This window comes from Pseudomonas sp. 382 (genome assembly GCF_002759075.1).
GTDB lineage: Bacteria > Pseudomonadota > Gammaproteobacteria > Pseudomonadales > Pseudomonadaceae > Aquipseudomonas > Aquipseudomonas vlassakiae.
Genome location: NZ_PEMX01000011.1, coordinates 1 through 25,240 on the forward strand (window position 1 = coordinate 1; position 25,240 = coordinate 25,240).

The following is a 25,240-nucleotide window of genomic DNA, read 5'->3' on the forward strand; positions in this document are numbered from 1 at the left end:
TGGAGCATGCCGTGGTCTTGCAGCACGTTGAACACGGCGGTGTTGTTCGCAGGAATGCCATCGATCCCCTGAGACAGGAGGTGTGCGCGCAGTTTGTCCGAAACCGTCTTGCTCACCAGCCACAAACCATCCTCGGTGAGCCAGCCATCGGAGGCTTCCGGCTGGTTCAGCTTCAACTCTTCCTTGAGCAGATAACGCAGCCCGTCGAGCAGCTTGCGTTGCAGTGCGTGCTTGGGTGCTGCCATGACGCGGGCCGGATCACCACCCAGCTCCTGAGCCACAGAAGCGCGATCAGCCTGCACGACAAGCTCGCCCAGGACCCCGGCATGCTCGTACTGTCCGGCCAAGACGTAGAGCAGCGGGGCCCATAGCGCCGGGTAGCCACTGAGCCAGTCCAAGACGTGCCGATCGAGCAGTTGGCGGTAGAGCAGACCTGTTGCAGCACTATGCAAGCGGTATTCACGATCCTCACGATAGCGGAAGCGGTACGGCTGGAGCAGCGGCCCGTGCCAGGGATGCCAGGTGTTGCCGTCGGCGAGTTCGACGTGCAGATCGACAGCGATCTTGCCGATGTCGTGCAGTAGTGCCGCGTAGGCGACGGCGGCGGTCCAGGCCTCGGACTGCGCCGCCTGGTCCTCGGGGCTGGCACCGATGGGCAGCAGATGGGACTGGCGCAGCTTCAGGCTGTAGGCGACGATTTCCAGGCCGTGGTCGAGCATGCCGCCCGGGTAAGCGTGATGGTGGCTTTCGGAAGCGGGAAATTGCTGGACCAGCTCGGCATATCGTTCCAGCGGCGTGCGGTACAGGGTGACGAACTGCTTGCGCGAGAGGGAGGTGCGCTGCCAGATGTATTCCAGCAGCTTCTGCCGGCGCGGCGTGGCCAGCAGCGATGCGGCCGACTCGGGCCGCAGCAGCCCTTTCGGGAGATCGAGGGCGGGCGCTGGCGACGGAGCGGCAGCGACCGGAGGTCGTTTCCGCTGGAACAGAAAGAGCATGCGGGTGTCCTGGTGGTGGGCCGAGCGGGGGGCCTTTTCGCCTTTTCGAGGTAGGGCCTTTCCCCTTGCACCCCATTCCCTTGCCCTTTCGGCCCTTTAGCCTTTAACCATTTGGGTATAGGGCGTGGGGCATTGACCGTCCACGGCCAATGCGAGGTTCGGCGGGCCGGATTGATGCGTGAAGGCTTGGTGTTCCCGCCCTACGATGGGCCGATTCTTGGACTCGGGAGGACGCCATGAGACCCCATATTGACATGGTAAGGAATATTCCTTACCATCAGGGCATCGCTATTAGGAGAACGGCCATGCCTGCCATTCATGAAGTTGCCACGCTGACCTCCAAAGGCCAGATCACGCTGCCCAAGCCCATCCGGCAGGCGCTCGGTGTCGATGCCGGCGGCAAGGTTGCGTTCGACCTGCGTGACGGAGAAGTCGTCGTGACCCGTGCCGACGCCGAGCACGAGGACCCCGCCATCGGTGCGTTCCTGAGTCTGCTGGCCCGCGACATCGAGGCGGGCCGGAACGTCCATGGTCTGCCCGAGGATCTAACTCGCGCCATGCTGGAGCAAGCGGGTCACGGCGTGAAGCTGGACGAGGAAATCGACGGCGAAGTGGAACTCTGATGCAACGGCATGGCTGGGCATTGCTGTTCCACGACTGTGTGATCGAGCAGTTGCAGAAGCTGCACGCAGCCGCACGGCGCGCGCAGGAGAACGACCCGGAGGGCTTCGAGTCCAACGCCAACGTCAAGCTCTTCCGGGCCTTGAACCAGTTGATATTAGATGTGGTGCCCGGTGATCCGGCACGCGACGAGTACCGCCAGGGCAACACCCTGGGGCTGGCCCACCGGCACTGGCGAAGGGCCAAGATCGGAAGGCGGTTCCGGTTGTTCTTCCGGTACGACTCGAAGGCCAAGGTCATCGTGTACGCCTGGGTCAATGATGAGCAGACCTTGCGGTCTTCGGGGAGCAAGTCAGATCCCTATGCCGTGTTCGAGAAAATGCTCGGACGTGGAAATCCACCAGACGATTGGAACGTATTGGTGCAGGCAAGCAAGCAGGATTGGAGCAAACTGGAATAGGCATTCCTCATGTAGCAGGAGACGACCATGAACACGACAACCCGCATCAGCACCGCAGAACGCCTCGGCCGCAGCGTTGGCCGTGGATGGCGCGCCTATGCGCGCGGCGAGCGAAGGTTGTCGTGTTGGCTCGCCTCCAAGGGGATGCCGCTTGCCGGGGCCACCGTGCTCGTATGGGTAGTGAAGCTGGTCGCGCTGGGATTGCTGTTCTACGCCGCGTTCTGGCTGGCGTTGGTGCTTCTGGTTGGGGTTGCCGCAGCATGGACGGCCAGCAATTCGACGGTCAATGATGATCGCTGGACGCAACCGGACGAACTGCGAAACGGCGAGGCAGGCTTTGGCCTGTATTCGTCCAGCGGTCAGCGGATCGACCCGCACGACCCGAACGATCCGTTCAACGACTGAAATGGGCGACCGATCAAAGCACCTTGCCGGTAACCTTGTTTACGCCTGATCCCGCGCTGTCGCGTGCTTCCTTGGAACCGACAGCCAGGTTCTGAGCGATTACCCCGGCTTTTACTCCGACCCACCCAAGCGCTGCCACCCAGAAAGTCGGCAGGACCAAGAACATCGTGCCGGTGACGAACATCAAAAGCATGTCGCCGAAGGCATTGTTCAGCCCCACCAGCGGGTCGAAGTTGGTATGCGGCCGGTTCCAGCCAAAGCCCCACCCGTAGAGCGCATCGAGGATGGTGCTGTCGATCCAGCGTGCGAGCTGAAACCAGAAGTCCGTGAAGAACAGCGCGAACTGGACGGTGCTGACGGTGACGACCATCTTCAGGTCATAGGTGCCCACGACCAGCACTAGCGGAATGCAGATCACGAGCGCCATCTTGAGCAGCGCGAGCACCATGGGCAGTGCTTGGCGCACTACGTCCATTGCCGGGAAGGCGGCGAGAGCCCCAACCGCCAAGCCAACATCGCTGGTGGCACGGTTGACGACATTGGGCAATGTCTTGTCGATCTGACCGCCGTAGTCCGTATAGACGCTGCCTTGGTTCAATTTCTGCTGCCGCGGTGACGCGATGGCGCGGATCACGGAGTCGTCCACCTCGGCCCGGCTCAGGAATCCAGCCCAGCCCGCCAGGCGATTCAGCAGGCTTGGGTCCACTTGCCCCAGCAGCCGCGCGCGCAGTCCGTTACTGCCGTCGGACCACCACTGCCTGCAGGTCGGGTAGCCGCCACCATTGGCAACCTGCGCAAGCCCAGCGTCGCGGGTGTCGTCATAGGGCCATGCCTCGCGCGCCGTGCTAGAGCGGTAGCTGTCGTAGTAACCGCCCGTGTCCGTGAAAAACCTCGAACCGATCCAGGTCACATCGTTCATCTGCGTTTCGTCCAGCTCCGGCCGCGCCATGAACAATTTGGCGCGAGCCGGTCCATAGCAATCGTGCGTGAAATCCGCCACTTCTTGGGCCAGCACCGGGTCGTCGATGCGTGTGGCATCGATCTCCATCCGCATCTGCCGCAGATCCGTGCCGCACGGGATCGCAGCCACCGAGGCGCTCGTGACGGCGCGCGAAAGCGCGTGCATGAAAGCCCACCAGACCGGAACCTTCGCCGACTGGTTGTTGATGGTGCTGAAGGACTGCGACCAGCCAGTTTGCGCGGGCTGCGGCACGCTGACCTGGCACTGCGCCGAGCGCGAGCTGTCGTACTGGATAGTGCTGAGGTCGACGTCGATGAACGGAATGCCGGCGAACATCACGACCACGATGGCCACAAATACTCGGTTCTCGATGCGCGCCGCCGAGAGCACGCCCTTGTTGCCTTCGTCGGCGCCCTCCGCTCTGGCCTTGAGCCATTCCTGGATGACGATCGCCACAAAGGGCAGCGCAAACACCCCGCTGGACACCAGCACGGCCCAGATGCCGTTGTTGACGATCCAGGACACGAGGGTGAGGTAGTACTCCAGGTAGTCGGTCGTGAAAAGCGTCATTGCCTCGATCTCCCCTCAAGCGGCCTGCATCAACAGGCTGGCTTCGAGCGCCACAATGGCAAGGACGCCGGCGACCTCTGCGCGGATCAGCCGACGTCGCGCCTGCGTGCTGTCTTCGCGGGCCAGCAGCCGACGGCGCATCCAGACCCATCCATAGGCCGTACCGCCGTACAGGCACAGTCGCCAGATGAAGAAATACCCTGCGGACGCCGCCAGCCACCGCTCCCAGGCCGCGACACTGCCGACCAGGTAGATGCCCGCGACGTTGGCCCCTACGGCGGCGGCCACGACCAGCACAAGCCATAGCAGGGTTTTCGCCGCGTGCCGGCTGAACAGCCAGCGTAGTGGACGCCAAGTCATGCGAGCCTCGCTCATGGCCGACCTCCCGGATTGCCCTTCTGGAGTTGGTCGAGACGGTCGGGCACCGGATCGCCCTCGTAGATGCCGCGCGAACCCGAAGCGCGCGTGCTATGGCGCTGAATGATGGCCATCGGCGAGTTGTTGGCCAGCTCGCGGCGCAGTTCCAGTTCCGTTTTGAGGTTCTGGATCTCGCGGTCGAGCGTATCGCTCTCCTTGTTCACGGCCTCCACCGCAAGCTCGTTGGCCGCGACGTTGGGCTCTTTCTTGCCCGTGAGCAGCGTGCGCTGTAGCAACAGCGCCTTCTCCAGCACGGAGGACAGCGCGACCTCGGACGCCAGGCGCTGCGACAGCAGGTGCTGGTCCGGCTCGTCACGCAGCGCCTCGATCACGCCGCGGGTGATGGGCAGCGATGCACTGCCAGCCTCGCGCAGGTTCTCGGGCGTCGTGTTCTTCGCCTTGGACACCAGATCCTGGAGCGCCTGCAGCTTGGCGTCGTATTCTTCTTGGATCAACGGCGTCAGCCCTACGCCGGGCGTCGTCTCGGTCTTGGTGCAGGCATCGCAAGTGCGCTGTTCCTTCTCGCCGAGTACGCGCGTGGCCCACTCGACGGCGGCCTGCGGCGAGGTCCAGGTCTGGCACGAGAGACTGCTGCAACTGGTCGGTGCGATGGACGATGTATCGGTCACGCCGCGGCCGTTGACCAGGTTGTAGCCGGCGCGGGTGACATCGCCGACGACCTTGATCGCGGGCTGGCCGGAGCCTCCCGCGTTGCTGCCCCCGACCCACGGCACACCGTCATTGCCGCGGCGCGTCTCGGCCTGCTCGACGGCCGAGACCGCATCCGTGCTCGACACCGCATCGCGCAGCGCCAAGCCTTCTGCCATCTGGCTCCAGCCGAGCTGCCCGCCCGCCGTCTCGGCCATCCTCTCCGCCATGGCACGGCACGTCAGCTTGGAGCGGTCGAAATCGAGCCGTGCCTGCAACACGCCATTGGTGAGCAGGTTGTAGAGGCCGGGATCGGCCCGCTGAATGATCAGTGCCGGCAACGACGCCACCGCGCTGGTGGCGCTTTGGATCACCGATGACATGATTTGCTGGAAGCCGTTGGTGACGCCGTTGAGCTGATTCTTCAACGTGGTCTGGATGCTCATGTCACCGCAGATCAAGTTGCTGTTCCAGCCCACGCCGACCCCGAGAGAGCGCATGCCAGCCGCACGTCCCATCGACACGGCGTTTCCGCCGCCGATCGAGTACATGACGTCATCGCCGATGACACTGCCGCCGGTCTGGTAACCCAGTTGGCTCCAGGCCACACCGCTCGTCAGCGCGAGCGCACCGGCCACCGCCATGACGATCCTCGTGCGACGTACCCGGCGGGAGAACGGATTGAATGCAGGACGGAACTTCATGGCACCACCTCAGAGGAAATCGACGCTGCCGAGAAACACCTGGCCCCGGCGTTCGCAGCACGCATAGGGCCGCCACAGCGCCCAGGCGTAATCGCCTTGCCGGGCCTGTGTCAGGGCGCCGCTGCGCGGGAAGACCGAGCAGGACGAGGACAGGACTGGCGTGAGTTCCTGCCACTTGCCCGTCGAGGCATCGCTCTCCATGAGCGCGCCAGCCGGCCAGTAGCCATCGCGGGAGTTGGCGAGCAGCGGCTGATAAACGTGGATCTGTCCCCGGCGCGTGACGACATCGCCTGCGCGCTGGGCCACCACTGCACTGGCCTTGTGGTCGTCGGTCTGGTGCAGGAAACCCCCGCGGGGATACACGTTGCCCCAGAGGTTCATCGTGGTGCGTGCACCGACCTCACGCATGCCGGGAATTAGCGCCTCCGGGTAGGCCATCTCGGGCACGTTGTAGCGCCAGGCCAGCGTGTCCAGGGTGCCGAGCAAGTACGGCATGAACGCCGTGCCCGCACCCTCGCAGAAGTAGCCCGAGGACGACACGAACTGGTTGAACACCTCGACGCCCGGGTGCCCGATGACGTCCGCGTTCTTGAACTTGGCGAGGTTGTTTTCGTGGTCCTCGTTCGTCGTTCCGTCCCCGCCGGTTTGGGCGGATGGGTTGGGCGTGCTCATCGGCCGGACTTCGATCCAGGGGTTTTCGCCGGTGTTGCTGTAGCTGGAGACGATCGCATCGGGGATGTAGTGGCGGACCTTGATGGACGTGCGTACCGTACAGCCCGTCCAGGTGCAGTAGAGCCAGTAGCAGATCCCGACGACGCGGTATTCGAGGCAGTCTGGCGATGCCACCGAGCCGACGATGGTTGCGGTGTTGAGCGCGTAGCTGCCCGTGGCGCTGAGCAGCAGAACGGACGCCACGCCAGCACGCAGGCGGCGCATCAGGTCGAATGGGCGGGTCACGGCTGGGCCCTCCAGTGCTGCTCGATGCGAGCGACTGCGCGGGCCACATCCGGTTCGCCATAGACGACGTAGCGTTGATCCACCACGACGGCCGGGATGCTGGTGATGCCCAGGCTCCACGCGTCGGTGACGCCCTGGTAGGCGGAAGCGATGCGGCGTTGGAGATCGGTGCCGCCGCTGTTCAGTCGGCGCTTGACGATGGCGGTCGCCTGCTCGGGTTCGGCGGGCAGTTCCGCAGAAAGCTCCGCTTCGATCCGGTGCGCTTCGTCCAGCTCGATCAGCCGCTCGCCGCCCATGGTCTTGACCGGATGGCGGCTGTCGGTGATGACCAGCACATCGGCAGCGAATGTGGCCGGACTAAAGACACCCAAGGACACCGGCAGTGCAACGGCCAGGCCAAGGGCTCGCCAGCTTGGCGCGAACCTGGGAAAAGATGCTGGCATGACACGTGCCCCGGAAGTTGATCAGGGCCATAGTCAAACGCCGAATCCGGTGCAGCCCCCACAAACAATGCGCATCGCGGACACCCCGCATACCTGCTTGCTTCGGGGCAAGGAAGAAACGGAGGCCGAAGCCCCCGTTGTGATCAATGAACGATGCGCTACAGCAAGCTGTGCTCCGCGAAGGAGTACGGAATCCCCTGGCCAACGATGATGTGATCCAGTACCCGAACATCGATCAGCGCCAGCGCTGCCTGCAGTTGCTGGGTCAGCGCACGATCGGCGCTCGACGGCTCAGTGACACCCGAGGGGTGCTGGTGCGCGAAGACCACTGCGGCGGCTTTCAGCTCCAATACACGCTGCACGACGACACGGGGATAGACCGCAGTCGAATTGATCGTGCCCCTGAACATCGGCTCGTAGGCCAACACTTGGTGCATGCTGTCCAGGAAAACGATTGCGAATACCTCGTTGGGCTCAGCGACCAGTTTTAGACGCAGGTAGTCCCGCACGGCGGCCGGTCGGCTGAGGCACGGTCCGACTTTGAAGATCCGTCTCTCCAGCAGCGCGATAGCCTGCTGGATGATCCAGTCCTCACGCTGGGCTGCGACAGCGGAAAGCGACTCCACGCAGGAGTCATTGACGACGAGAGACATGGCGAACCTCCGGATGATGAGATCAGAGGGCGCACGCCCTGGGAGGGCAAGCCCTCCTGGGGATGAGAACAACGGAACAAGGTGCATCCACCACCACGCAGAGGTGATTGTTCGCGGCCAGGATGCGGAGCGAACGGGGAGCGGTCAGCGCAGAAGACTGCGCCGTAGCCTCAAGGACCGCGGGCTACCTGGGCATGTCGCCGACAACGTCGGCAGGCATTTCGGTGGCGGGTGTGGCGGGTGGTTCATCAGCGGACAGCATGTCCATGGCCGACAGCAAGGCATCGCCTTCGATCGGTCCCTGCAGCAGGATGGACTGACCCGTCTGGCGATCGAGCAGGCGCAGCGACGGCGTGGCCGTCACGCCGCTTTTCGTGGCTTCCGCGGCCTGGGCGCGGATGGCCGCGTCGACCCGCTCGCTTGCCATGCACTGCTCGACGGCCGGCGTCGATTCGGGGTAGCGCAGGCCATCGGGCAGTCCCAGGCCGTCGCTGCGCGTGTGGGCATAGACCCACTCGACGGCTCGCCAGAAGGCAGCATGCCCGCCGGCTTCGGCGACGCACTCGACCAGACGCGCCTCGGCCAACGCGGCCGGCTCGTGCGCAGCCAGCGGCTGGTGATGCCATTGCAGGGTCACGTCGGCGTTGCTGCCGACCCAGCGCTTGAGCTGCGGGAAGTACTCCCGGCAGAACGGACATTCCAGATCGGCATAGAGCGTCAGTGTGAAACGGCCCTCGGGGTTGCCCATTTTCCAGGGCGGCCCGGCCATCTGCGCCGTGCTAGCCGGCGTGGGCGACTGCGATGAGGATTCGCCGGGCGACCGGGACACGAGCCAGATCAGCAGCAGCGCGACCAGCGCAGCAGTCAAGGCCCAAGGCCAGCGGGGCCGCCTGTGGCGACGGCGGAACGCCTGGACTTGTATCGGAATGGAAGGACGCTTCTGCTCCATGGTGTTCTCCGGCTTACGACAGTTCCAAGGCCGGCGACTCGATGCCGCGTGCCTGGTCGATCTTCTCGGCGACCTTGAAAGCTGCTTCCAGCTCGGTGCAGCCGTATTGCTGCATGAGCTGGTAGCGCTCTGCCTTCTCTTCGGGTTCGGTTTGCGCGAGCGCGAGGTACAGGCTCGGCGGCACGGCGCGGAACAGCACTTCCATGCTCTTGGAGAGGATGACGCCCTCGGTGAATTTCCCCGCCTCTTTGCGCGCCGAAAGCATCAGCGCTTTCTGCGCGGGCGAGAGTTCGCGGAACCGGGCGATCTTCTCTACCTCGTCCGGCGGCATCGACAGGCAGATCCACCACTCGATCATGTTGAGCATGGGTTCCGCGGCGCGCGGCAGATCGTCGATATTCTGCGTCGCGAGCCAAAACCAGGCACCCAACTTGCGCCACATCTTCGTGATCTTCACGACGTAGGGCGCGAGCAGCGGGTTCTTGGTGATGATGTGCCCTTCATCGGTCACGTTGATGATCGGGCGGCCCAGGTACTGGTCGCGCTCGGCGATGTTGTTCACCGTGCTGATCAGGCTGATGTAGGCGATGGAAAGCTGCGCGTTGTAGCCTTCGCGGGCATAGGTCGCCAGATCGACCAGGGTGATGTCGGCCTCGGGCCACGGCGTGCCGTCGCGGTCGAACATTTCGCCATCGGTGCCTTGACAGAACATGTCCATGGCATCTGCCATCTCCAGCAGCCGCACGCGCCGCATCTCTGGCAGCGTTGGGTCCTGGCCGCGCTCGCGCAGCGCGTTGCGCACGTCGCGCGTGAGCACCGTGCGCTTCTCGGCCACGCAATGCTCGGCGGCGTCGAGGATGCACTGGCGGATGAGCGAGCGATCGGCCCGCGTCATCCGGGCCTCTTCTTTATCCTCGCCGCCGGTGATCATCAGCCGTGCGGTGATTTCCAACTCGCCGAGTACGTCGCGCTGCTCGTCCGCTTCCATGGCCGATGCATCGGGTGGCATGTCCTCGTCCAGCACATCGGCATCCAGCGTCTGCACGTCGCTCGGCGTTTCGATCAGCCGACGCGCGTCGGCGAACGGCGCCAGGCTGATGCCCGAGCCTGGGGCCAGCTTGACCCGGTTCACAGTCAGGCCCAGGCGCTTGGCGAAATCGCTGAACAAGCCGAAGCTGTTGCCGGCTTCCACGATGAAGAGGCGCGGCCGGTAGATGGCCGTGACCTGGTTCAAGAGGTTGTTGAGCGTTGCGCTTTTGCCGGAGCCGGTGGGGCCGAACAGGAACAGGTGCGCGTTCATCTGCCGATCCAGGCGGTTGAGCGGGTCAAAGGTGATCGGCCCGCCGCCTCGATTGAAGAACGTATTACCCGGATGGCCCGTGCCCTGGCTGCGGCCCCAGGCCGGTGAGAGGTTCGCCACGTGCTGGGCGAACATCAGTTGGGTGAACCAGTTCCGTCGATCCTGGCTCGGGTTGTAGCAGCACGGCAGCCAGCGCAGATAACTGTTCAAAGGCGCGACTTCATCGTCCTCGCGCACGGGCTGCAAACCGGCGTTAAGCATCACGTTCGCCAGATCAAGGCCGCGCCGGTCCAGTTCGGCTTCATCCCGGCCGCGCAAATAGAACGCCAGTGTTCCCCGGTACAGCTTGTGCGCGCTGCCGATCAGCGAGCGGGCCTCCTGCACATCCTTGAGCGTCTGTTCCGATGCCAGTGTTTCGCCGACTGCCTTCTTCGCCAGGTGGTTCAGGTGCGATTCGAGGATGTCCTGGGGGGTCGCCACCATGGTCAGACACATCGTCGTGTCCTCGGGCATCTGATCGAACAGCGTATTGATCGCATCGCCTTTGCGAGTTTCGCCAGTCAAATGCCCCGTGCCGGGCGGCATGCGCAGCCGGTCAGTGACCAGCACACGATGCGGCATGCCGTCGAAGTGCCAGGTGCCGTGCTCCGCGTCCGAACGTGGCTGGCTGAAGAAAAGCCGCTGGCTGAAATCCCGTCCGCTCGCCAGCTCGATCTCACCGTCTTCTGTCTCGTCGGGGTAGCGTGCCAGCGCATAGAAGCGTTCGCGGTCCTCGACCCCAGGGCCGAGCAGCGTGGGACGCGGGTTAAACCACCGCAGTAGCCAGTCATGGACGTCGGCCGCGACCATGCGCCGGGCCTGGATGCCGGCGTTCGCCAGCCCGCCACACAGGCGATCACAGACGATGTTCAGCATCTGCTCGGGCGTCTGGCCGCGGCGGCTCGCCTGCCCGGTGGCCCGGCGATAGACGACCATGCGCACGCGCCGCGTCTGGCCGCGCCAACGCAGCCGCGTGACCACCGTGTCCTCGAACAGCCCGCCCGGCTTCGCTACCGCGCGCAGGTGGTGTCCGAAGAAGCGAAGGTAGAACTCGGTGAAAGCCGTATTGCGGGCGCGCGGCTGCACGTAGTCGCGCAGGGTCTGCATGTACTGGTCGAAGCTGGGTTCGTCCTGGGCGTAGAGCTGGAGTACCCAGGGGTTCTCGTCCAGTTCATCGAACGAGTCCTGGAGCGCGTTCTCCAAGGCGTCGCGGGCATGCGCGAGCCAGCCGGGTTCCCGGCCCTCGGTGCCCAGCGGCACCAGCTCGTAGAATGCCGCGACCGATTGCCCGTCTTCCAGCAGCATGGACTTCGAATCGGGCAGGAACTCCACCCAGGGCAGGAATTCCGCGAACGACGGCGCGACGTCGTACAGCGCCTGCTCGTCGGCCACGGTCGCCGGCCTGCGGCCATGGACCGCCGTGCCGGGTTCTGGGATGCCGGCCTGGCGCAAGGCCTCGACGTGGCGTTGCCAGCCCTCCGGCCGCTCGTCATCGCCTGCGCCGGATGCGGCCAGCTTCGGCGCGGCCGACTTGTGCCAGGGGAGTTTCCAGCGCATCAGTAGTCCTCCACGCGCTCGCCCGGCATGGCGTACTGCACGCGCTGGTACAAGGGAAAAACCGTCGTATAGCCCGGCACGGGCACCGGGTCCGTGCCTGCCAGGTGCGGGTACACGTACATCACCAGGTCGGGATTCGGCAGGCGCTGGAACTGGCGATAGACCTCGTTGCGCGCTGTGCGCGTGTAGCGCATCTGCTCGGCGGGCGCGGCCTGTACATCCATCTCGGTCAGCGGCCGGCGCAGGCTCTGGCGCGCGTCGAGCAATTGCCTGCGTGCCACCTGGCCGGCGCCACCGCCGCCGTCACCGGCGTTCTGCTGCCAGATGTCCATCATCGTGCTGTCGCCGTGGGGCAGCAGCTTTTCCTTGCTGGTGGCGCAGCCGCCGAGCACCGCGACGGCAAGGGCCAGCGCCAGGCCCTTATTCAAGTTCGAGAGCATGGCTTTCTCCTGCACGGTGATCGACCTTGCGACCTTCGGGATCGAAATCGATGGCGAGCGGCTTTTCGAGGTGGACGGCGACCTTTGCGCCGGGTTGGACATAGACGGCGGCGAAGGCCTGGCCGTACAACTTGTTCACCCAATCGGCCATGTCGCGCACGCCACCGGCCAGGATGCGACCTACGGCCTCGTTGCTGGAAATGCCGACGCTGCCGATGGAACCGTCTGCGCCCACGTAGGACATCTGACCGCTGTCGCTGTCGATGAGCGAGGCCACGCCAGCACCCGCCGCGGTGATCAGCGCCTGCGAACCGAGGTACTGCTGGGCGTTGCTGCGCCGCTCTCCGCTGACGCAGGGAATGCCATAGGGATCGCTGATCCAGCCCAGGCCCCCACTTTGAGAGTTCTGCTGCTGGTTGTTCTGCTGGTTGCCGTCGCGGTCTTCGGGAATCGTCCGAATGGTCCCGTCATGGAACACAAAGGTGATGCTGCGCACCTGGCCGCGCACGCAAGAGAGCGTCCAGTCGCCCGAGGCCGTGCCGGAAAACACGGCGCCCGCCACGTCGGGAATGTCGATACCGTTTGCCGTGAGATTGTCGGGACCGACCAGGACTTTGAACGGATACGGATCGTTGACCGTACCGTCGATCGGCACGCGGCCGATCAGCGCCGTCATTGCCACCGATCCCATCAGCGTCGAGTTGGTCGGCACCGTATAGACCGGCTTGGCGCTCTTGACGCCTGCGGCGCGGGCGCCCGCGTTCGCCACGGTTTGTGCCGTGGTTTCCAGCGTGCTCTGCGCGGGGCCGAAGCTCGTCGGAAAGCTCATGCCGCCACCCGTGCCGCGACTGCCGTTACGCCCATCAGCGGGCTTCGCGTCGTCCGGCTCGACCCAGCGCACGCCGCCTTCCATGCCTGCCTCGTCGCCGTTACGCAGCCCCAGGCCCACGGGTAGATCGGCGTGGCCGCCGCCGCGCCCGCCGATGCCTTCCAGGCGCCGCTGCAGGTCGGCGAGCAGTCCCTCGGTCTGCTGGCGTTCGCTGGCTGCCTGCTGCTGGTCGCGGCGCAGGTTGGAGCGCTCGGTCTCCAGCGCCGAATTGATGCGCTGGTCGATCGAGTTCTCGCGTTGGCGCAGGCGCTGGTTCTCTTCGCGCTGGGACTTGTTGTCGGACAGCGCCGTCTGCAGTTCGGTGCGCAACTGCTTCACTTGCGCCACGAGCGTCGCCACGGTATCGCGGGGGGTATCGCCCTCGATGCCCAGCGCCTTCATCTCCTCCGGCGTGAGCTTGGCGCCGGCATCCGCAGCGGGCGGCGCCGACGAGCCTCCACCCGAAAACAGCCGGATGGCGACGAACAGCACCAGCAGGGCCACGGGGATCATTAACCACTTCAGGAGTCCGTTACTGCGCATGGCGGGCCTCCTTGTCGTCGGTGGCCTCGGCTTCGGGCTGCGGCAGATGCACGGCTGGGTCGAAGCGGTTGATCGCCGGCAGCAGCGATTGCGCGAGGCCGTGCCCCCGCGTCACCAAGTACAGGACGGTCGTGTCCTCTGGCGTCCCGCGCGGGCCGAGTGCTTCGTGCTGGAAGGTGGCGGTGAGGAAATCGCCCTGCAACACGCGCGGGTCCAGGGTGATCCAGCCGCCGCTGCTATTGGTGAGGCGCACGGCTGTGACCCACTGGTCTTCCAGACGCCACGAGGCGAGCGCAACTGCGCGCACCGGCAGCGTCGGCACCAGCGTGCCGAGGTCGAGATCGCGGCGCAGGTTCACCCGCATGACGCCCGGCAGCGGCTCCACGGTGCGCAGCGGTGCGTAGAGGTTCTGCGCGGCGAAGCGCGTCAGCACGACCGGAACCGGGGTTTCACGCCGCGCTGCCCGCGCGCCTGCCTGGTCCTGGGCGCGCGCCGGGGCGTCGTCTGCTCCGTCGGCTTGATCGCCATAGCGCGTCGGGGCGCTGTCGCCCTCGACGATGCGCACCGGCTCCAACTCGGCTTCGCCGTCCTTGGCCGGCTCGGCCGCGATATCGAGCAGAATCAGCGCGCCCGTGTCGGCATCCTGCAATTGCAGCCGTGTGGGCTCGATCGGCCCGCTCGCGCGCAGGTACACCGCGCCGCCCGCACTCTGCACCCGCAAGCGCTCGCCGACGCCCGCGGGCACGCCCACGCGGACGTTCCGGTTGATAAACACGACGCGCTCCTGCCCGACACGCAGGGGCACGGCCAGGGGCATGCGTTCCCAGCGAAGGATCTCCACGGCCTGGGCAAAAGGAGCCGAGGCGACGGCCAGCAGCCCCAGCAGTGCGAGTACAAGGTGCTTCATGGGGTTTCTCCTTGAGGCGCTTGCGGAGACAGGCCGCCAGGTGCCGGGCGCGACGGCTCCGGTGTGCTGATGCGCTGGGGCGCACCCTCGTAGCAGTCGAGCGCCAGGCCAAACGGATTGCGAGCGGGATCGATGTCCACCCGCGTGACTTTCACGGGGTAGCGCACCAAAGCCCGCTTGACTTGTTCCGCCCCGTAGTACTCGTCTGCGGTGATGTCCAGCGTCACCACCCAGTCGCGGTCGGACACCACGCGCACGCGCGCCGTGGGGTCGTCACCGTAGCCGCGACCGGGGATTTCGTAGATGCCGCGCACGCGCTGACGCAGCTCGCCCGTGGAGCGGCGATAGTCGTAGTCCGCCCGCAGGAAGGCCTGGCAGGATGGGGTGAGGTACGGCGAGAGCGTGTGGAGATTACGCGCATAGTCCTCTTCGCCATTCGTCGGCCAGCGGTTGAGGGTCTGAAACACGTAGAACGTGAACGCATAGACCGATTCGGGCGGCACTTCCCACCACTTGCGGGTACTGCCGGAGCGCAGATCAGGCGGGACGTGGATGGTCAGGTCGCGCGGAGCGCTCCACCAGCCGCCGCCCATGACCAGGGCGACGATGACCAGCGCGCCAGCACCCAGGCGAAGCGTCTTGATGTGCGCCTGCAGATGGGTGATCTCGTTCTTGAAGCGGCTCATCGTGCCCCCCTTGCAGCAGACCTTCGGGTGGTCCAGAAGCCGGAGCGTGAGATCAGCACATGGCCGCCCACCCAGCCCGCCACCAGCGGATAGCGCGTGGCGATGCGCCACTGGAGTTGCCGATACAGCCAGGTGTCGGGACGCCCACGCTTGAGGCGACGCAGGATGCCGCCCCCGATGAACACGCCGAAGGCCACGCCCAGCACGACGAACGTGGGCGCGAGCGCGATCGTGCGGAACACCCAGGACAGCGGCGCACCGACCAGCAGGCCGGCGGCGCCGGACAGGCCGCAGCAGATCCACAGCTCGTCGGCGGTGAGGCCGCGCACGACAACGGGATGGCGGTTGAGCCGGTGCGGAAGGAACGTGACCGTCCCGTCAGCACGGACGTGCTGCTGCTCGGACATACCGGCCTCGCCTTACAGGATGCCGGTGGCTTCGGTGAGCAGCCAGATGCCGATCACGAGCAGCACCGCGCCGATGGCGACCGTGAGGCCGAATTGGCCCCAGGTTTTGCGACCAGTGTGGATTTCCGCGTAGGTGCCGTAGGCGTGGTAGCACACGCCAATGAACATCGACGCCACAACCAGCAGGGCCACGAGCATGATGATGTCGTAGCCGTAGTTCCTGATCGTTTCCATGATGCCGTTGCCCGTGCCGCGGGTCGGGTTCTCCAGTTGCGGCAACCCCTGCGCGAACGACAGCGCGGGCAGCGCGGCGGCGCCCAGAGCCACGGTGGCGCGCTGGACAAAACGGGAAGTGAGGATGCGGTTTTGCATGGTCAGGCCTTTCAGGTCAGGAGAGGAGGAAGAAACTCAGGACGAGGTACATCGCGACGAAGCGGATGCAGACGCCGAGGAACTGGCGCTGGTTGAGGTGGCTCTCGGACCACCCCACGTAGGCCGTTCGGATGGCCCAGACGCCCCAGACGAGCAGGACCGCGAACACGACGCCGACCAAGACGGTCGCCATCGCGGAAGGCGCGATGCCGCTGTTGGCTTGAAATGCCGAGACCTGGGCGCCGTTCATGGCTTGACCTCCGCGGTCGTCGGCGATGGCTCGACGGCCCGCTCAGTGCGGTAGTCGCCGGCCAGTTCGGAGGGGTCGCGCGGCTGGGCACGCGAAGGTGAGAGGTGGGCCTGGATACCGGCGCGCACGCGCGCTAGGTCAGCCAGCAGCCGCGGGTAATCGAAGTGGTAGCGCTCTCCCGGCTGGATGGGGGCATGCGCGGCGCTGTCGGCGACGGTGCGCTCCAGCGCGTCGAGCTGGCGCAGCGCCGCGACCAGTTCCTGGCGCTGCGTGGGGGGCTCGGCCAACGCCATCGGGGACTGGCCCAGCAGGAGGGCCGTCACGAGAAAAGTGGGCACGCCGCGATGCGCGGCGCGCAGCCAGATCGGAGCCAACATCGCGCCATTCCTGTGAAATCAGCAATGGCTTGATCGTGGAGATCAGGGCTGCTTTAGGCCACAAACAATAGGAACTGGGGCCGACCGGATTAGGTGCGCAGCGATCCGCAAATACAGGAGCGAACGACGCTTTGTTCTACAGTGCGTCCCAAGAAGATGGCTGTCCAGCACCCGGCCACAAACCCAGGGCGACGAGCCGTTGTTCCTTATCAGGCCACTCTTGTTTGCTGCGGCATGCGACTGTCCATCGCGCCGCGGCAACGCTGGGCTGCTGAAGGAGCGCCTGGAAGTAGATCGCATCCACGGGGGACAGAGAGTGGCCAAGCACGACGACCTTCTGGATGGCTCCCAACGCCTGAAAAAACGTCCTATGCTGGGCGATCAGTTCCTCGGAACGCTTGAAGGTGGCTGAGAAGTAGTCGTCGATGATGTCGTTGGCTTCAGCCACCCGGGTATCGATCTCCTCGATATCCGGACGGTCGTTGAGCGAGGGGCGGGATTGGGGATTCCAGGCGTGGCCCAAGACCAACTCATCGTCTGCCGCATCGGATCGGCCGTGGATGTGCAGAACACGTGCCAGATCGATGCCATAGAGAGTGTCCAACGTGCTCGTGTAGTTGAAGGTCAGGAACAGCGCCTGTGGATCCAGCGTCGCAAGCCGTCGCGGGGCGGTGTCGTGTGTCGGGATGGGCAAGTCTCGGATCCATTCGGCAAAGCGCGTCCGAAGCCCCTTGGACAGTCGCTCGACGACGTTCCCCACCTCGTACTGAAAGTCGTGGTGCCCTGAATCACTCCAGTCCTCGGCACCATAGGCCCCCATGAAGTGCCCCAAGTTGTCGACCAGCATATCGGCATCCAGTTCAGCCAGGGCTAATTCCAAGTCGCACCAGTCGTCTCCGGCTGGAAGGTAGTCCTCGACCTCGCGATGAATGTCCCGGTCTGTGGCCAGGACATACTCCTTGAACTGTCCGAGGCCCGATGGAATGCCGTGCCACAGGTCGAATCCATTGCCGACTACATAAAGCGTGGTGGGGTGCACGGTGTGCTCCTTAGGTCCCAAGAATCCGAAGTGTCTGGGCATTGAAGGTTATGGTCGATATAGTAATATCAAATAGCGTAAATAACCCATTTGAGGAGTCAGTCATGAGCGTCGTTGCAGACCGTCTCGGCGTGTCGACCCTTGTGGGTACGCCCAAAGAGATTCAGGCTCAACTCGCTCGGTCGCAGGCTGACCACGTGCTGGTGGTGGCGTTCGACCACATCAAGCCCAGTGTTTTCGCGGCATTGGCGGAAAACTTCACCAACGTCGCTTCATCCATGTTCGAGGTGCTGCTTGAACGTCAGGACCGCGAATCGCTCGAACGGCTGGCAGAAATGCTCGTGCCGCGCAATCCGCTGTCGCCCCGGCTGCTCAAGGAAGCGAGCCTGCTGGTGCAGGCGCGTAAGGCGGTGTTGGAAAGTGGAGACTGGTTGACCGCCGCGAACATCGCACAACTCGCGGAACTGAGCACCCGGAACCCGAGCGCTCAGCCCAATAAGTGGAAGAAGCAACGCCAAATCTTCGCTATCAACCACGGTGGCATCGATTACTTTCCGGACTACGGGCTGGATCGTGACGCTGGTTTCCGTCCACTGAAATCGCTGGCCAAAGTGATTGAAACCTTCGAAGGACACAAAGACGGCTGGGGCATGGCTTATTGGTTCCGCTCCGAAAACAGCTTCCTGGGTGGAAATCGTCCCCAGGATCTACTCGCTTCGGCACCGGACCGTGTCATTGCGGCCGCTGTGGATGAAATTCTTGAAATGACCCATGACTAAGCGATGCGCCAATCTGCCCGCCGATGGCGAGCCACCTAGTGAACCATCCTCGGCCGCGTCTGAGCCTTCGCACAACGACGTCGGTGCCTACGATGCCGTGCTCGAATTGGCCGACAGGATCGGAGTGTCCATTGTCCAGGGGAAGAGTTGAATGGAATGCTTCCGGATCGATGAAAGTGGTTATACCGGCTTTGACCTGATGAACCCTGAGCAGCGGTTCCAAGGAGCGACGGCCATCGCCATTGAGGATGACGAGGCCGGGCGCCTGATCCGGGAGCACTTTCCCAAGCTTCAGGCGGACGAACTCAAGTACCGGGCGTTGGCTCGGCGCCCAGCCAATCACCCCCGTCTGATGGCGCTGCAGCGCGACTTGCTAACCGACCACAAGTGCGTGACCTACGTCTGCGACAAGCGCTACCTGTTGCTGCTGATGTTCCTGGACTACGCGGTCGAGCCGTTCTACTACGAGCGCGGCATGGACTTCTACGAAGACGGGCAGAACTACTCGCTTGCGTCGCTGCTGTATACGGTTGGACCGACGCTCCTCGGCAAAGGCGCGCTCGACCGGCTGTTGGTCAGCTTCCAGCGCGCGGTGAAGGAAAAGAGCTCGGAGGCGCTTGGGAACCTGATCGATGCGGCGTGCGCATCGCGCTGGTGGGAACTGCCGGAAGCGCTTGGCCCGCTTGCGCAGTTCGCTGCCCCTGAATGCCTGAAGGCGATCGTCACGCCGGGCGTCAACACCGATGCTGCTTTCGTGGTGCTGCAGTCCCTGGTCAGTCGGATGGAAATCATGGCTGACGGCCCGTATCGGGTCGAGCACGATCAGTCCAAGAACCTGCTCACTTATCACGACCTGCTGCAGCGGTACATCCGCCATGAGAAACCGATCACGTTTCGTCAATCGGAGATCGCCAGCATCACCTTTCCGCTCAAGCTTCAGTCCGTGACTCAGATCGATTCAAAGCACAGTCCTGCAGTGCAAGTGGCGGACGTGATGATCGGCGCGGCCATCGAAGCGGCGAATACGCTTACCGGACAACGCGCCGGGGTACTGGATGCCGAGAAGGTCATGGCGCTGTACGCCGATCATCAACTGATCCATATGCTGCCCTCGATCGACTTCGAGGAGCAAAAGCGTTTCCGTCAGGGATCCCAAGCGGGGCAGGTCATCGACTATTTTGCTGAGAACTTCCACAAACCGTAATAGCGAATGGAAGCATGACCCGCCTGTGCCTACTGCGCTGGCGACCGATCAACATCATCAAGGACGCCATCGAAGCGTCTTCCTGTGTAGAGGGGGCTGCATGGCAAGCATTCATTCGGAGTACCACCGCTTCTTGGCGCACTTGGCGCAACGCCAGGTGCATGACGACGTGTGCCGGCTCGCGCATCTGGTGCTTGATCACCTGCAACCTCTGGCTGAAGTTGGTGCAGCGCGCCGTGGACGCTCCACCCGCATGGCGCCACTGGCCGTCGCCCATTTGGCGCAGATGCCGGTCGCGTACCAGGGAGATGGCCACGGACCCGAAGTCGGGCCGGCGCTGGGGCGCCTGCGCCAGCTTGAGGTGGGACCGTTTCGCGGATTCATGCGGCAAGAGACATTCGACCTCAGCCACGACATCACTTTGGTCTATGGCGCCAACGGTACCGGCAAGAGCAGCTTCTGCGAGGCGCTGGAAGTGGCGATGCTCGGCTCCATCAGCGAGGCCCAAGTCAAGCGGGTCGACCAACGGACATACTGCAACAATGCCCGGTTGCGTCGCCATGTCGCGCCCGTCCTGTCTTCCGGAGCACCAGACCAGGCCCAGGCTGTGCAGCCCAACGAAGCGGAGTACCGCTTCTGCTTCATCGAAAAGAACCGCCTCGATGACTTCGCCCGCATCGCGGCGCGTACTCCGGGCGATCAGCGGCAGCTCATCGCTACCTTGTTTGGCGTGGATCAGTTCAGCGACTTCGTGCGCGGCTTCAATCCCGCGCTCGACCAAGACCTGATGCTCGTCGGCGCCCAGGCTACTCAACTCGCGCAGCGGCGCTTGCAGTTGGCGAACTCTGAACAGACGATCGCTGCTTATCCGCAAAAGATCGCGGCGGTGGAGAACTCCGAGCAAGCGCTGGCGCAACGAATGTCGCCCGGCGCGACGTACCAGGCTTGCGTTGACTGGCTGCTCGGCACACCGGAGCAGCAAGGGCGGCTGCCGTACGTCCAGGCGCAACTGGTTGCCGTCCCACCTGCCGTTCATGAGGTGAGCCAAGCGCGGCTGCAGACGCTGCTGGATGAGGCTTATCACCTTCAAGGCCTGTGGCAGGCGGCCACCGGACAGCTTTCGGCGCGTGCTGGGGAAGTGTCGTACGCTAAGCTCTACGAGGCTGTGCTGGCCTTGACTGACGGGGCGACCACCTGTCCCGCATGCGGAACCGGATTGGCTGCTGTCGCACAGGATCCTTTCGCCAAGGCCCGCACGGGCCTGGAGCAGCTCGCGCAGTTGGCCACCCTCCAGCAGCAGGAAGCCGGCCTACGGACGCAGTTGAGCGAGGCGGTGCGGGCGCTGTGGGACGAGATGCGTCGGGTAGTCGCGGTTGGCGCAAACGCTTGTCCTGCACAGTTGCAGGCAGCAGGCCTGCCTCCATTGCCGCCTACCTCGACAGGCGCCTGGCTTGGCGCATGGGTCGATGGCGACCGGCGTGCCTGGAACGCTCTGCTGCAGGTCACGGAAATCATCGAGCGCGCCGACGCGCAAGCCCGCGAAGCGCATGCCCTGCGCGGGGCGCTGGCCCGGGAGCGGGACGCACTGGACCAGCACCGGCTGGAGATCGAACGGCTGCGGACCATACGCATGACAGCCGACCAAGAAATGGCCGCTGCCCGCCAGACCGTGGCCCAATTTGACGAGGCGAACCGTGAGTTGATCGAGTCGGTCGCAACCGAAGTGCCGGTAGTCGCGCACCACCTGCGGGTCAAGGCCGCCTACGACGGCTTCTTGCCCGAAATCCAAGCCTACTTGGCCGCATTGCCGGGCGTGCTGCTCCAGGGCCTCGGAGAACAGGCACGCAATCTGTACAACGCATTCAATCGTGCTGATCCGCCTGGCGACCTCTTGCACGCGTTGTGGCTGCCTGTCGCCGAAAACGGCAAGATCGAAGTAGAGTTCACCGGTGAGCCTGGCGTGCGCTATGACGCGCTGGTGGTCTTCAGCGAAGGGCATATCAAGTGCCTGGGTCTGGCGATTCTGCTGGCGAAGAACATCGCGCAGGGGTGCCCCGTGGTCATTTTCGATGACGTCGTCAACGCGATCGACGATGACCATCGTGACGGAATCTGGCGTACCTTCTTCGAGGATGGCTTGCTCGTCGGCAAGCAGGTCATCCTCACCTCACACGCCGAGGAGTTTCTGCACCGGATCCAGCAGGAATTGGGCGCCCGGCGGGCCGGGTCCATCAAGCGCTACAAGTTCCTCCCGCACCAGGGCGAGCATGAGCTGCGCGTTGACAGCGATCCACCGACGAAGAACTACGTCCTGTTGGCCCAGCAGGCGTTGGCAGCCGATGAGAAGCGTGAGGCGCTGCGCCAGGCGCGGCCCGCGCTGGAGAGTCTGACTGACCGTCTCTGGACTTGGCTGGGCCGGCGAGCAGATGGGCGCATCGAACTCAAGCTAGGCGGGCCACGCTCCCCCTGGGAATTGAACAACAAATGCGCAAAGTTGAGATCAGCCGTCGATCGCATCTCCGCGCAGCATGCTGGCGCGCCAGACGTCGTTGTCGCTTTGACCCGGCTGCTTGGTGTTGGTGCAGGAAGCATTGAATGGGGGTGTCTCAACAGCGGTGTCCACGATTCCCAGCGAGACCACGAGTTCGACCGCTCCTTAGTGAGAGTCATTGTCGAATCGATTACGGCGTTGGACGCTGCGTTAGATGTTCTGCAGAACCGATGAGCACTACAGCCACGCGGGACAGCATTCGCCTAAAGGTATTTCTTGAAGCTGCCCGCGGTCAGGCTCACGGCCAGCCCCAGCAAGGCGGCGCTCGGCAGCAGAATCAGCAGTGGATGCACCGAGATCGGCAAGGCCAGGTACGTGACCCAGGGCAGAACGGCCAGCGGCATCAGGCTTGCTTTCGCGCGGTGGTAGATGAAGCCCGATTCGCGGCCCGCGCCGAACCGGCGCACGTCCCTCCGCACTAGGCCGTCGATCAGGCCGACGAATGCCGCGGTGAGGATCAGCGGCAACGTGAGCACCAGGACCAGCAGGCGCACAAGGAAGGTCAGCGTCGTGAAGGCTGCGGCGATCAGGTAGCTCTCGGTCCAGACATAGGCCTGGCTGATGTAGTAGCGAAAGTTGCGTGTCTGCCCGTGGCTGGGTGCACGGGCGCGCTCGGCGGTCTGGCTCATGCGCTCCAGCAAGCCCGAGCGCACGAACACCCATTCGTATCCGGTATCCACCAGCTCGTGCGCCGTGCGCCCCGGTTCCTGCACGACCACGCTGCGCGTGAAGTGGTTGGACAGGTGCCCCAACTCGTACTGCAACATCTGCTGGGAGTGTCGCCAGCCCTCGTCCTTCCAGAACAGGTGCATGCCGACGCACTCCACGACAATGGAGAACAGCAGCGAGCCGATCAGCACCCCCAGCAGCCGGAACGGCAAGGTGATGGTGCCGACGATCAGGCCTTGGCGCTGGTTCTGCTCCCGCTGCGCGGTCGAGGCGGCATCCTTCATGGCGAGGCCTCATTGCCGGCGCTGTCGTCGGTGGCCACCGGGCCAGGTTCGGCCGCAGCGGCATCATCCAACAGGTCGTCGGGCAAGGCCCCGTCCTGCAACGCCGGGGAACTGGTGAACTCCCACCACTGCGTGGCCTCGCTGTAGCTCTGGCGCATGTAGCCCGCCAGTTGTTGCAGATCCTGCGGCATGACCTCATCGGGGTCCGGTGCCGGCAGCGGCATGCGAACCTTCCAAAGCTGGCCGCCCTGCAACAATGCGAAACATTGGCCCTTGGGTAAGGCGACGACGTGCGACGGCTCGATCATCGGCACGCTGGACATGCTGATGCGGTCCTGCGTGTTGCTGGTGAAGTCCGTCGCGCCGCGGATGTCCGAGCTGTCGGTCGCGCCGGAGACGATGGTGGTCGTATAGACCTCGACCTTCGGCAATTGCCGGGTCAGCAGTTCGGCGGTGGCCGTCTCCCTGACCCTCAGCATGAACAGATTGTTGAAATTGCCAATCACTTGACCCGCTTTGGCGCGGTTCCCGATACGGGCCTCGATGTCCGAAAGCGTCTGCGTGTACGCGGTGACCTGCAGACCGGCGCCGCCGCCTTTGTTGATCAGCGGCACGAACTCGTCACCCATCAGTTCATTGAATTCATCCGCGTGGACGTTGATCGGCACGCGCGTGCCAGCCGATGCGCCCGGCAGGCCGTCATCGATCCCGTGCTTGTAGATATGGCCTGCCACCGAAACGAGATCGCTGAACATCGAGTTGCCGACCGCTGCGGCGACCTCGGCATCGGATAGCGCGTCCAGGCCCACATAGACGACTGCGCGCTTTCGGATGACCTGCATCCAATCGAAGATCGGGCGGGGGTCGGCCAGGTCGGAATAGTTCGGCGCCAGAAGCTGGGAAATCTTCCCGCTGGTGAGCTTCTCCAGCAGCGGCAGCAAAGACGCGACGATCTTGTCGAAATACGTCTTGTCGTAGCGAACCGCCGAGCGCAGGCCGTCGAGCACCGGGTCGTAGTTACGGGCCTGGGATAGGTACTGCTCCAGCGCCACCACGCGCTTCTCGCGCCCAATCATGTTGCGCGGGATGTTCTTCTCGTTGAGCTTGGCCTCGATCTGGACGATCACCTCCCAGGCTTTGGGCTCGGTCTTGGCGAAGTAGTGCTGGGCGTACTCGATGAACAGCGCGTCGATGTTGATGACGTGCCGCTGGATCAGCATGTAGTCCGGGCGCTGCCCCAGTTCCACCAAGGCGCGGGCAATGATGTTGACGAAGCGCCACGCGAATTCCCTGAAGGCTGCGCTGTTGCCTTCGCCGGAGAGCTGCCCCGCGATGCGGGTGGCGACTTCCGAGATGCGACCGAATCGGCCTACGGCGTTGTAGCGTGCCGAAATGTCCGGCCACCCCAAATGGAAGACATAGAACTCGCCTTCGCGGCCCGCGCGCTTGGCCTCGACATACATCCGCTTCAGGAGATCGGCATCTCCTTTGGGGTCGATGACGATCACGACCTCGTGTTCGCCCGCGGCGTTCCTCCGGCGGATGTCTTGAGTGACGAAGAGTTCGGCCAAACGTGTTTTGCCCACCCTTGTCGTTCCCAAAACCAAGGAGTGGCCCACGCGCTCACCCAGCGGCAGGCTGACGTCCACCTCGTCGGGTTCGATGCCGTGCAGGCGCGGCAGGCCGCCCACTGGCGGCAGCGGCCGCACCGGATTGAAAGGCACGTCCCAGCCGGTGAGTTTCGATAGCCGGGACAGCGGGAACGGCGCGAACTCCAGCCGTTCCTCCAGGCGCCGGGCCAGCCGATAGGCCGGCGTCGGCTCGACGTAGCGCCGAAACTCTGGCCGGTACGTCTGCATGAGCCTATGGGTGTGTTTCTGCTCCCACAGAAAGCCGCGTCCCACAAACAGACGTTGCTGGCTGACCGGCACGTCCTTGCTGGTCATCACGTAGCGCGGCAGGCGACGGATGTTGCGCCGGTAGCACAGGATGACGCGGGCATCGCGGTAGCGGATCGCGCCATAGGCTCCGAACGCCAGCGCGCTGCCGACACCCATGGCGGGGCTCAGCGCGAGCGACCACGGGGCCACCAGGGACAGAAACGCGGCACCTGCACACGCTGCGACGGTATATAGCTCCACCGCAGGGCGAAGCAGAACCTCAACCGGCTGTTTGCCCGACATGG

Annotated in this window: 26 protein-coding genes; 6 read left to right on the forward strand and 20 right to left on the reverse strand. The window is 64.4% G+C overall.

From position 1 onward, the window contains the following. The coding region (mobH, locus tag CQW31_RS14435; RefSeq protein WP_178075569.1) for a MobH family relaxase at positions 1-995 on the reverse strand (995 nt) is incomplete at its 3' end. A gap of 305 nt (positions 996-1,300) precedes the next feature. Here mobH and CQW31_RS14440 point away from each other — a divergent pair. The 3 genes from CQW31_RS14440 to CQW31_RS14450 are packed head-to-tail and all read left to right on the forward strand — an operon-like array spanning position 1,301 to position 2,481. Further along, complete coding sequence (locus CQW31_RS14440; RefSeq protein ID WP_009876619.1) at positions 1,301-1,618, forward strand: type II toxin-antitoxin system PrlF family antitoxin; 318 nt, start codon at positions 1,301-1,303, stop codon at positions 1,616-1,618. Further along, on the forward strand, positions 1,618-2,076 hold the full coding sequence (locus tag CQW31_RS14445) for a type II toxin-antitoxin system YhaV family toxin (RefSeq protein WP_009876618.1): 459 nt from the start codon (positions 1,618-1,620) through the stop codon (positions 2,074-2,076). The genes CQW31_RS14440 and CQW31_RS14445 overlap by 1 nt, the downstream gene beginning before the upstream one ends. A 27-nt stretch (positions 2,077-2,103) precedes the next feature. Further along, complete coding sequence (locus CQW31_RS14450; protein WP_011871459.1) at positions 2,104-2,481, forward strand: DUF3742 family protein; 378 nt, start codon at positions 2,104-2,106, stop codon at positions 2,479-2,481. 13 nt (positions 2,482-2,494) lie between these two features. On the opposite strand, the gene CQW31_RS14455 is transcribed toward CQW31_RS14450, so the two are convergent. The 17 genes from CQW31_RS14455 to CQW31_RS14535 all read right to left on the reverse strand — a co-directional run bounded on the left by CQW31_RS14455 (position 2,495) and on the right by CQW31_RS14535 (position 17,568). Further along, on the reverse strand, positions 2,495-4,012 hold the full coding sequence (locus CQW31_RS14455) for a conjugal transfer protein TraG N-terminal domain-containing protein (protein WP_009876616.1): 1,518 nt from the start codon (positions 4,010-4,012) through the stop codon (positions 2,495-2,497). Between the two features lie 15 nt (positions 4,013-4,027). After that, a complete protein-coding gene (locus CQW31_RS14460; protein ID WP_009876615.1) occupies positions 4,028-4,387 on the reverse strand; it encodes a hypothetical protein in 360 nt (119 codons plus the stop codon). Beyond that, positions 4,384-5,721, reverse strand: a complete 1,338-nt coding sequence (locus tag CQW31_RS14465; RefSeq protein WP_009876614.1) for an integrating conjugative element protein — start codon at positions 5,719-5,721, stop codon at positions 4,384-4,386. The genes CQW31_RS14460 and CQW31_RS14465 overlap by 4 nt, the downstream gene beginning before the upstream one ends. Before the next feature lie 69 nt (positions 5,722-5,790). Further along, positions 5,791-6,738, reverse strand: a complete 948-nt coding sequence (locus CQW31_RS14470) for a TIGR03756 family integrating conjugative element protein (RefSeq protein WP_009876613.1) — start codon at positions 6,736-6,738, stop codon at positions 5,791-5,793. Continuing rightward, on the reverse strand, positions 6,735-7,181 hold the full coding sequence (locus CQW31_RS14475) for a TIGR03757 family integrating conjugative element protein (RefSeq protein WP_011871456.1): 447 nt from the start codon (positions 7,179-7,181) through the stop codon (positions 6,735-6,737). Before CQW31_RS14475 ends, CQW31_RS14470 begins: the two co-directional genes overlap by 4 nt. A 158-nt stretch (positions 7,182-7,339) precedes the next feature. Then, positions 7,340-7,834, reverse strand: a complete 495-nt coding sequence (locus CQW31_RS14480; protein ID WP_009876611.1) for a JAB domain-containing protein — start codon at positions 7,832-7,834, stop codon at positions 7,340-7,342. A 184-nt stretch (positions 7,835-8,018) separates the two neighbouring features. Further along, complete coding sequence (locus CQW31_RS14485; RefSeq protein WP_011871455.1) at positions 8,019-8,783, reverse strand: DsbA family protein; 765 nt, start codon at positions 8,781-8,783, stop codon at positions 8,019-8,021. 13 nt (positions 8,784-8,796) lie between these two features. After that, positions 8,797-11,679, reverse strand: a complete 2,883-nt coding sequence (locus tag CQW31_RS14490; protein WP_009876609.1) for a conjugative transfer ATPase — start codon at positions 11,677-11,679, stop codon at positions 8,797-8,799. Next, positions 11,679-12,119, reverse strand: coding sequence for a TIGR03751 family conjugal transfer lipoprotein (locus CQW31_RS14495; protein WP_003158644.1), 441 nt, complete (start codon positions 12,117-12,119; stop codon positions 11,679-11,681). Before CQW31_RS14495 ends, CQW31_RS14490 begins: the two co-directional genes overlap by 1 nt. Then, the gene (locus tag CQW31_RS14500) at positions 12,100-13,530 is read right to left on the reverse strand and encodes a TIGR03752 family integrating conjugative element protein (protein WP_011871453.1); all 1,431 of its coding nucleotides are present in this window, start codon (positions 13,528-13,530) and stop codon (positions 12,100-12,102) included. Before CQW31_RS14500 ends, CQW31_RS14495 begins: the two co-directional genes overlap by 20 nt. Continuing rightward, on the reverse strand, positions 13,520-14,437 hold the full coding sequence (locus CQW31_RS14505) for a TIGR03749 family integrating conjugative element protein (protein ID WP_099814793.1): 918 nt from the start codon (positions 14,435-14,437) through the stop codon (positions 13,520-13,522). The genes CQW31_RS14500 and CQW31_RS14505 overlap by 11 nt, the downstream gene beginning before the upstream one ends. Next, a complete protein-coding gene (locus CQW31_RS14510) occupies positions 14,434-15,123 on the reverse strand; it encodes a PFL_4703 family integrating conjugative element protein (RefSeq protein ID WP_009876605.1) in 690 nt (229 codons plus the stop codon). Before CQW31_RS14510 ends, CQW31_RS14505 begins: the two co-directional genes overlap by 4 nt. Next, positions 15,120-15,530: a TIGR03750 family conjugal transfer protein gene (locus CQW31_RS14515; protein ID WP_003158639.1), complete on the reverse strand. Its 411-nt coding sequence runs from the start codon at positions 15,528-15,530 to the stop codon at positions 15,120-15,122. Before CQW31_RS14515 ends, CQW31_RS14510 begins: the two co-directional genes overlap by 4 nt. Before the next feature lie 12 nt (positions 15,531-15,542). Further along, positions 15,543-15,902, reverse strand: a complete 360-nt coding sequence (locus CQW31_RS14520; protein ID WP_009876604.1) for a TIGR03745 family integrating conjugative element membrane protein — start codon at positions 15,900-15,902, stop codon at positions 15,543-15,545. A gap of 16 nt (positions 15,903-15,918) precedes the next feature. Beyond that, the gene (locus CQW31_RS14525; RefSeq protein WP_009876603.1) at positions 15,919-16,152 is read right to left on the reverse strand and encodes a TIGR03758 family integrating conjugative element protein; all 234 of its coding nucleotides are present in this window, start codon (positions 16,150-16,152) and stop codon (positions 15,919-15,921) included. Continuing rightward, entirely contained in the window at positions 16,149-16,529 is a 381-nt protein-coding gene (locus CQW31_RS14530; protein ID WP_009876602.1) for an RAQPRD family integrative conjugative element protein, read from the reverse strand. Before CQW31_RS14530 ends, CQW31_RS14525 begins: the two co-directional genes overlap by 4 nt. Positions 16,530-16,665: 136 nt before the next feature. After that, positions 16,666-17,568: a bacteriophage abortive infection AbiH family protein gene (locus CQW31_RS14535; RefSeq protein WP_017514686.1), complete on the reverse strand. Its 903-nt coding sequence runs from the start codon at positions 17,566-17,568 to the stop codon at positions 16,666-16,668. 104 nt (positions 17,569-17,672) lie between these two features. On the opposite strand from CQW31_RS14535, the gene CQW31_RS14540 reads away from it, so the two are divergent. The 3 genes from CQW31_RS14540 to CQW31_RS14550 all read left to right on the forward strand — a co-directional run bounded on the left by CQW31_RS14540 (position 17,673) and on the right by CQW31_RS14550 (position 22,276). Further along, positions 17,673-18,347, forward strand: coding sequence for a hypothetical protein (locus CQW31_RS14540; protein ID WP_011871451.1), 675 nt, complete (start codon positions 17,673-17,675; stop codon positions 18,345-18,347). Positions 18,348-18,498: 151 nt separating this feature from the next. Then, entirely contained in the window at positions 18,499-19,551 is a 1,053-nt protein-coding gene (locus tag CQW31_RS14545; RefSeq protein ID WP_011871450.1) for a DUF3800 domain-containing protein, read from the forward strand. 100 nt (positions 19,552-19,651) lie between these two features. After that, positions 19,652-22,276, forward strand: a complete 2,625-nt coding sequence (locus tag CQW31_RS14550; protein WP_011871449.1) for an ATP-binding protein — start codon at positions 19,652-19,654, stop codon at positions 22,274-22,276. Between the two features lie 29 nt (positions 22,277-22,305). Here the strand turns inward: CQW31_RS14550 and CQW31_RS14555 are convergent, their stop codons facing one another. Together CQW31_RS14555 and traD are read right to left on the reverse strand one after the other, a co-directional pair. Beyond that, positions 22,306-23,055: a TIGR03747 family integrating conjugative element membrane protein gene (locus tag CQW31_RS14555; RefSeq protein WP_009876598.1), complete on the reverse strand. Its 750-nt coding sequence runs from the start codon at positions 23,053-23,055 to the stop codon at positions 22,306-22,308. Beyond that, positions 23,052-25,238, reverse strand: a complete 2,187-nt coding sequence (gene traD, locus CQW31_RS14560) for a type IV conjugative transfer system coupling protein TraD (RefSeq protein WP_011871448.1) — start codon at positions 25,236-25,238, stop codon at positions 23,052-23,054. Before traD ends, CQW31_RS14555 begins: the two co-directional genes overlap by 4 nt. Positions 25,239-25,240 lie beyond the last annotated feature (2 nt).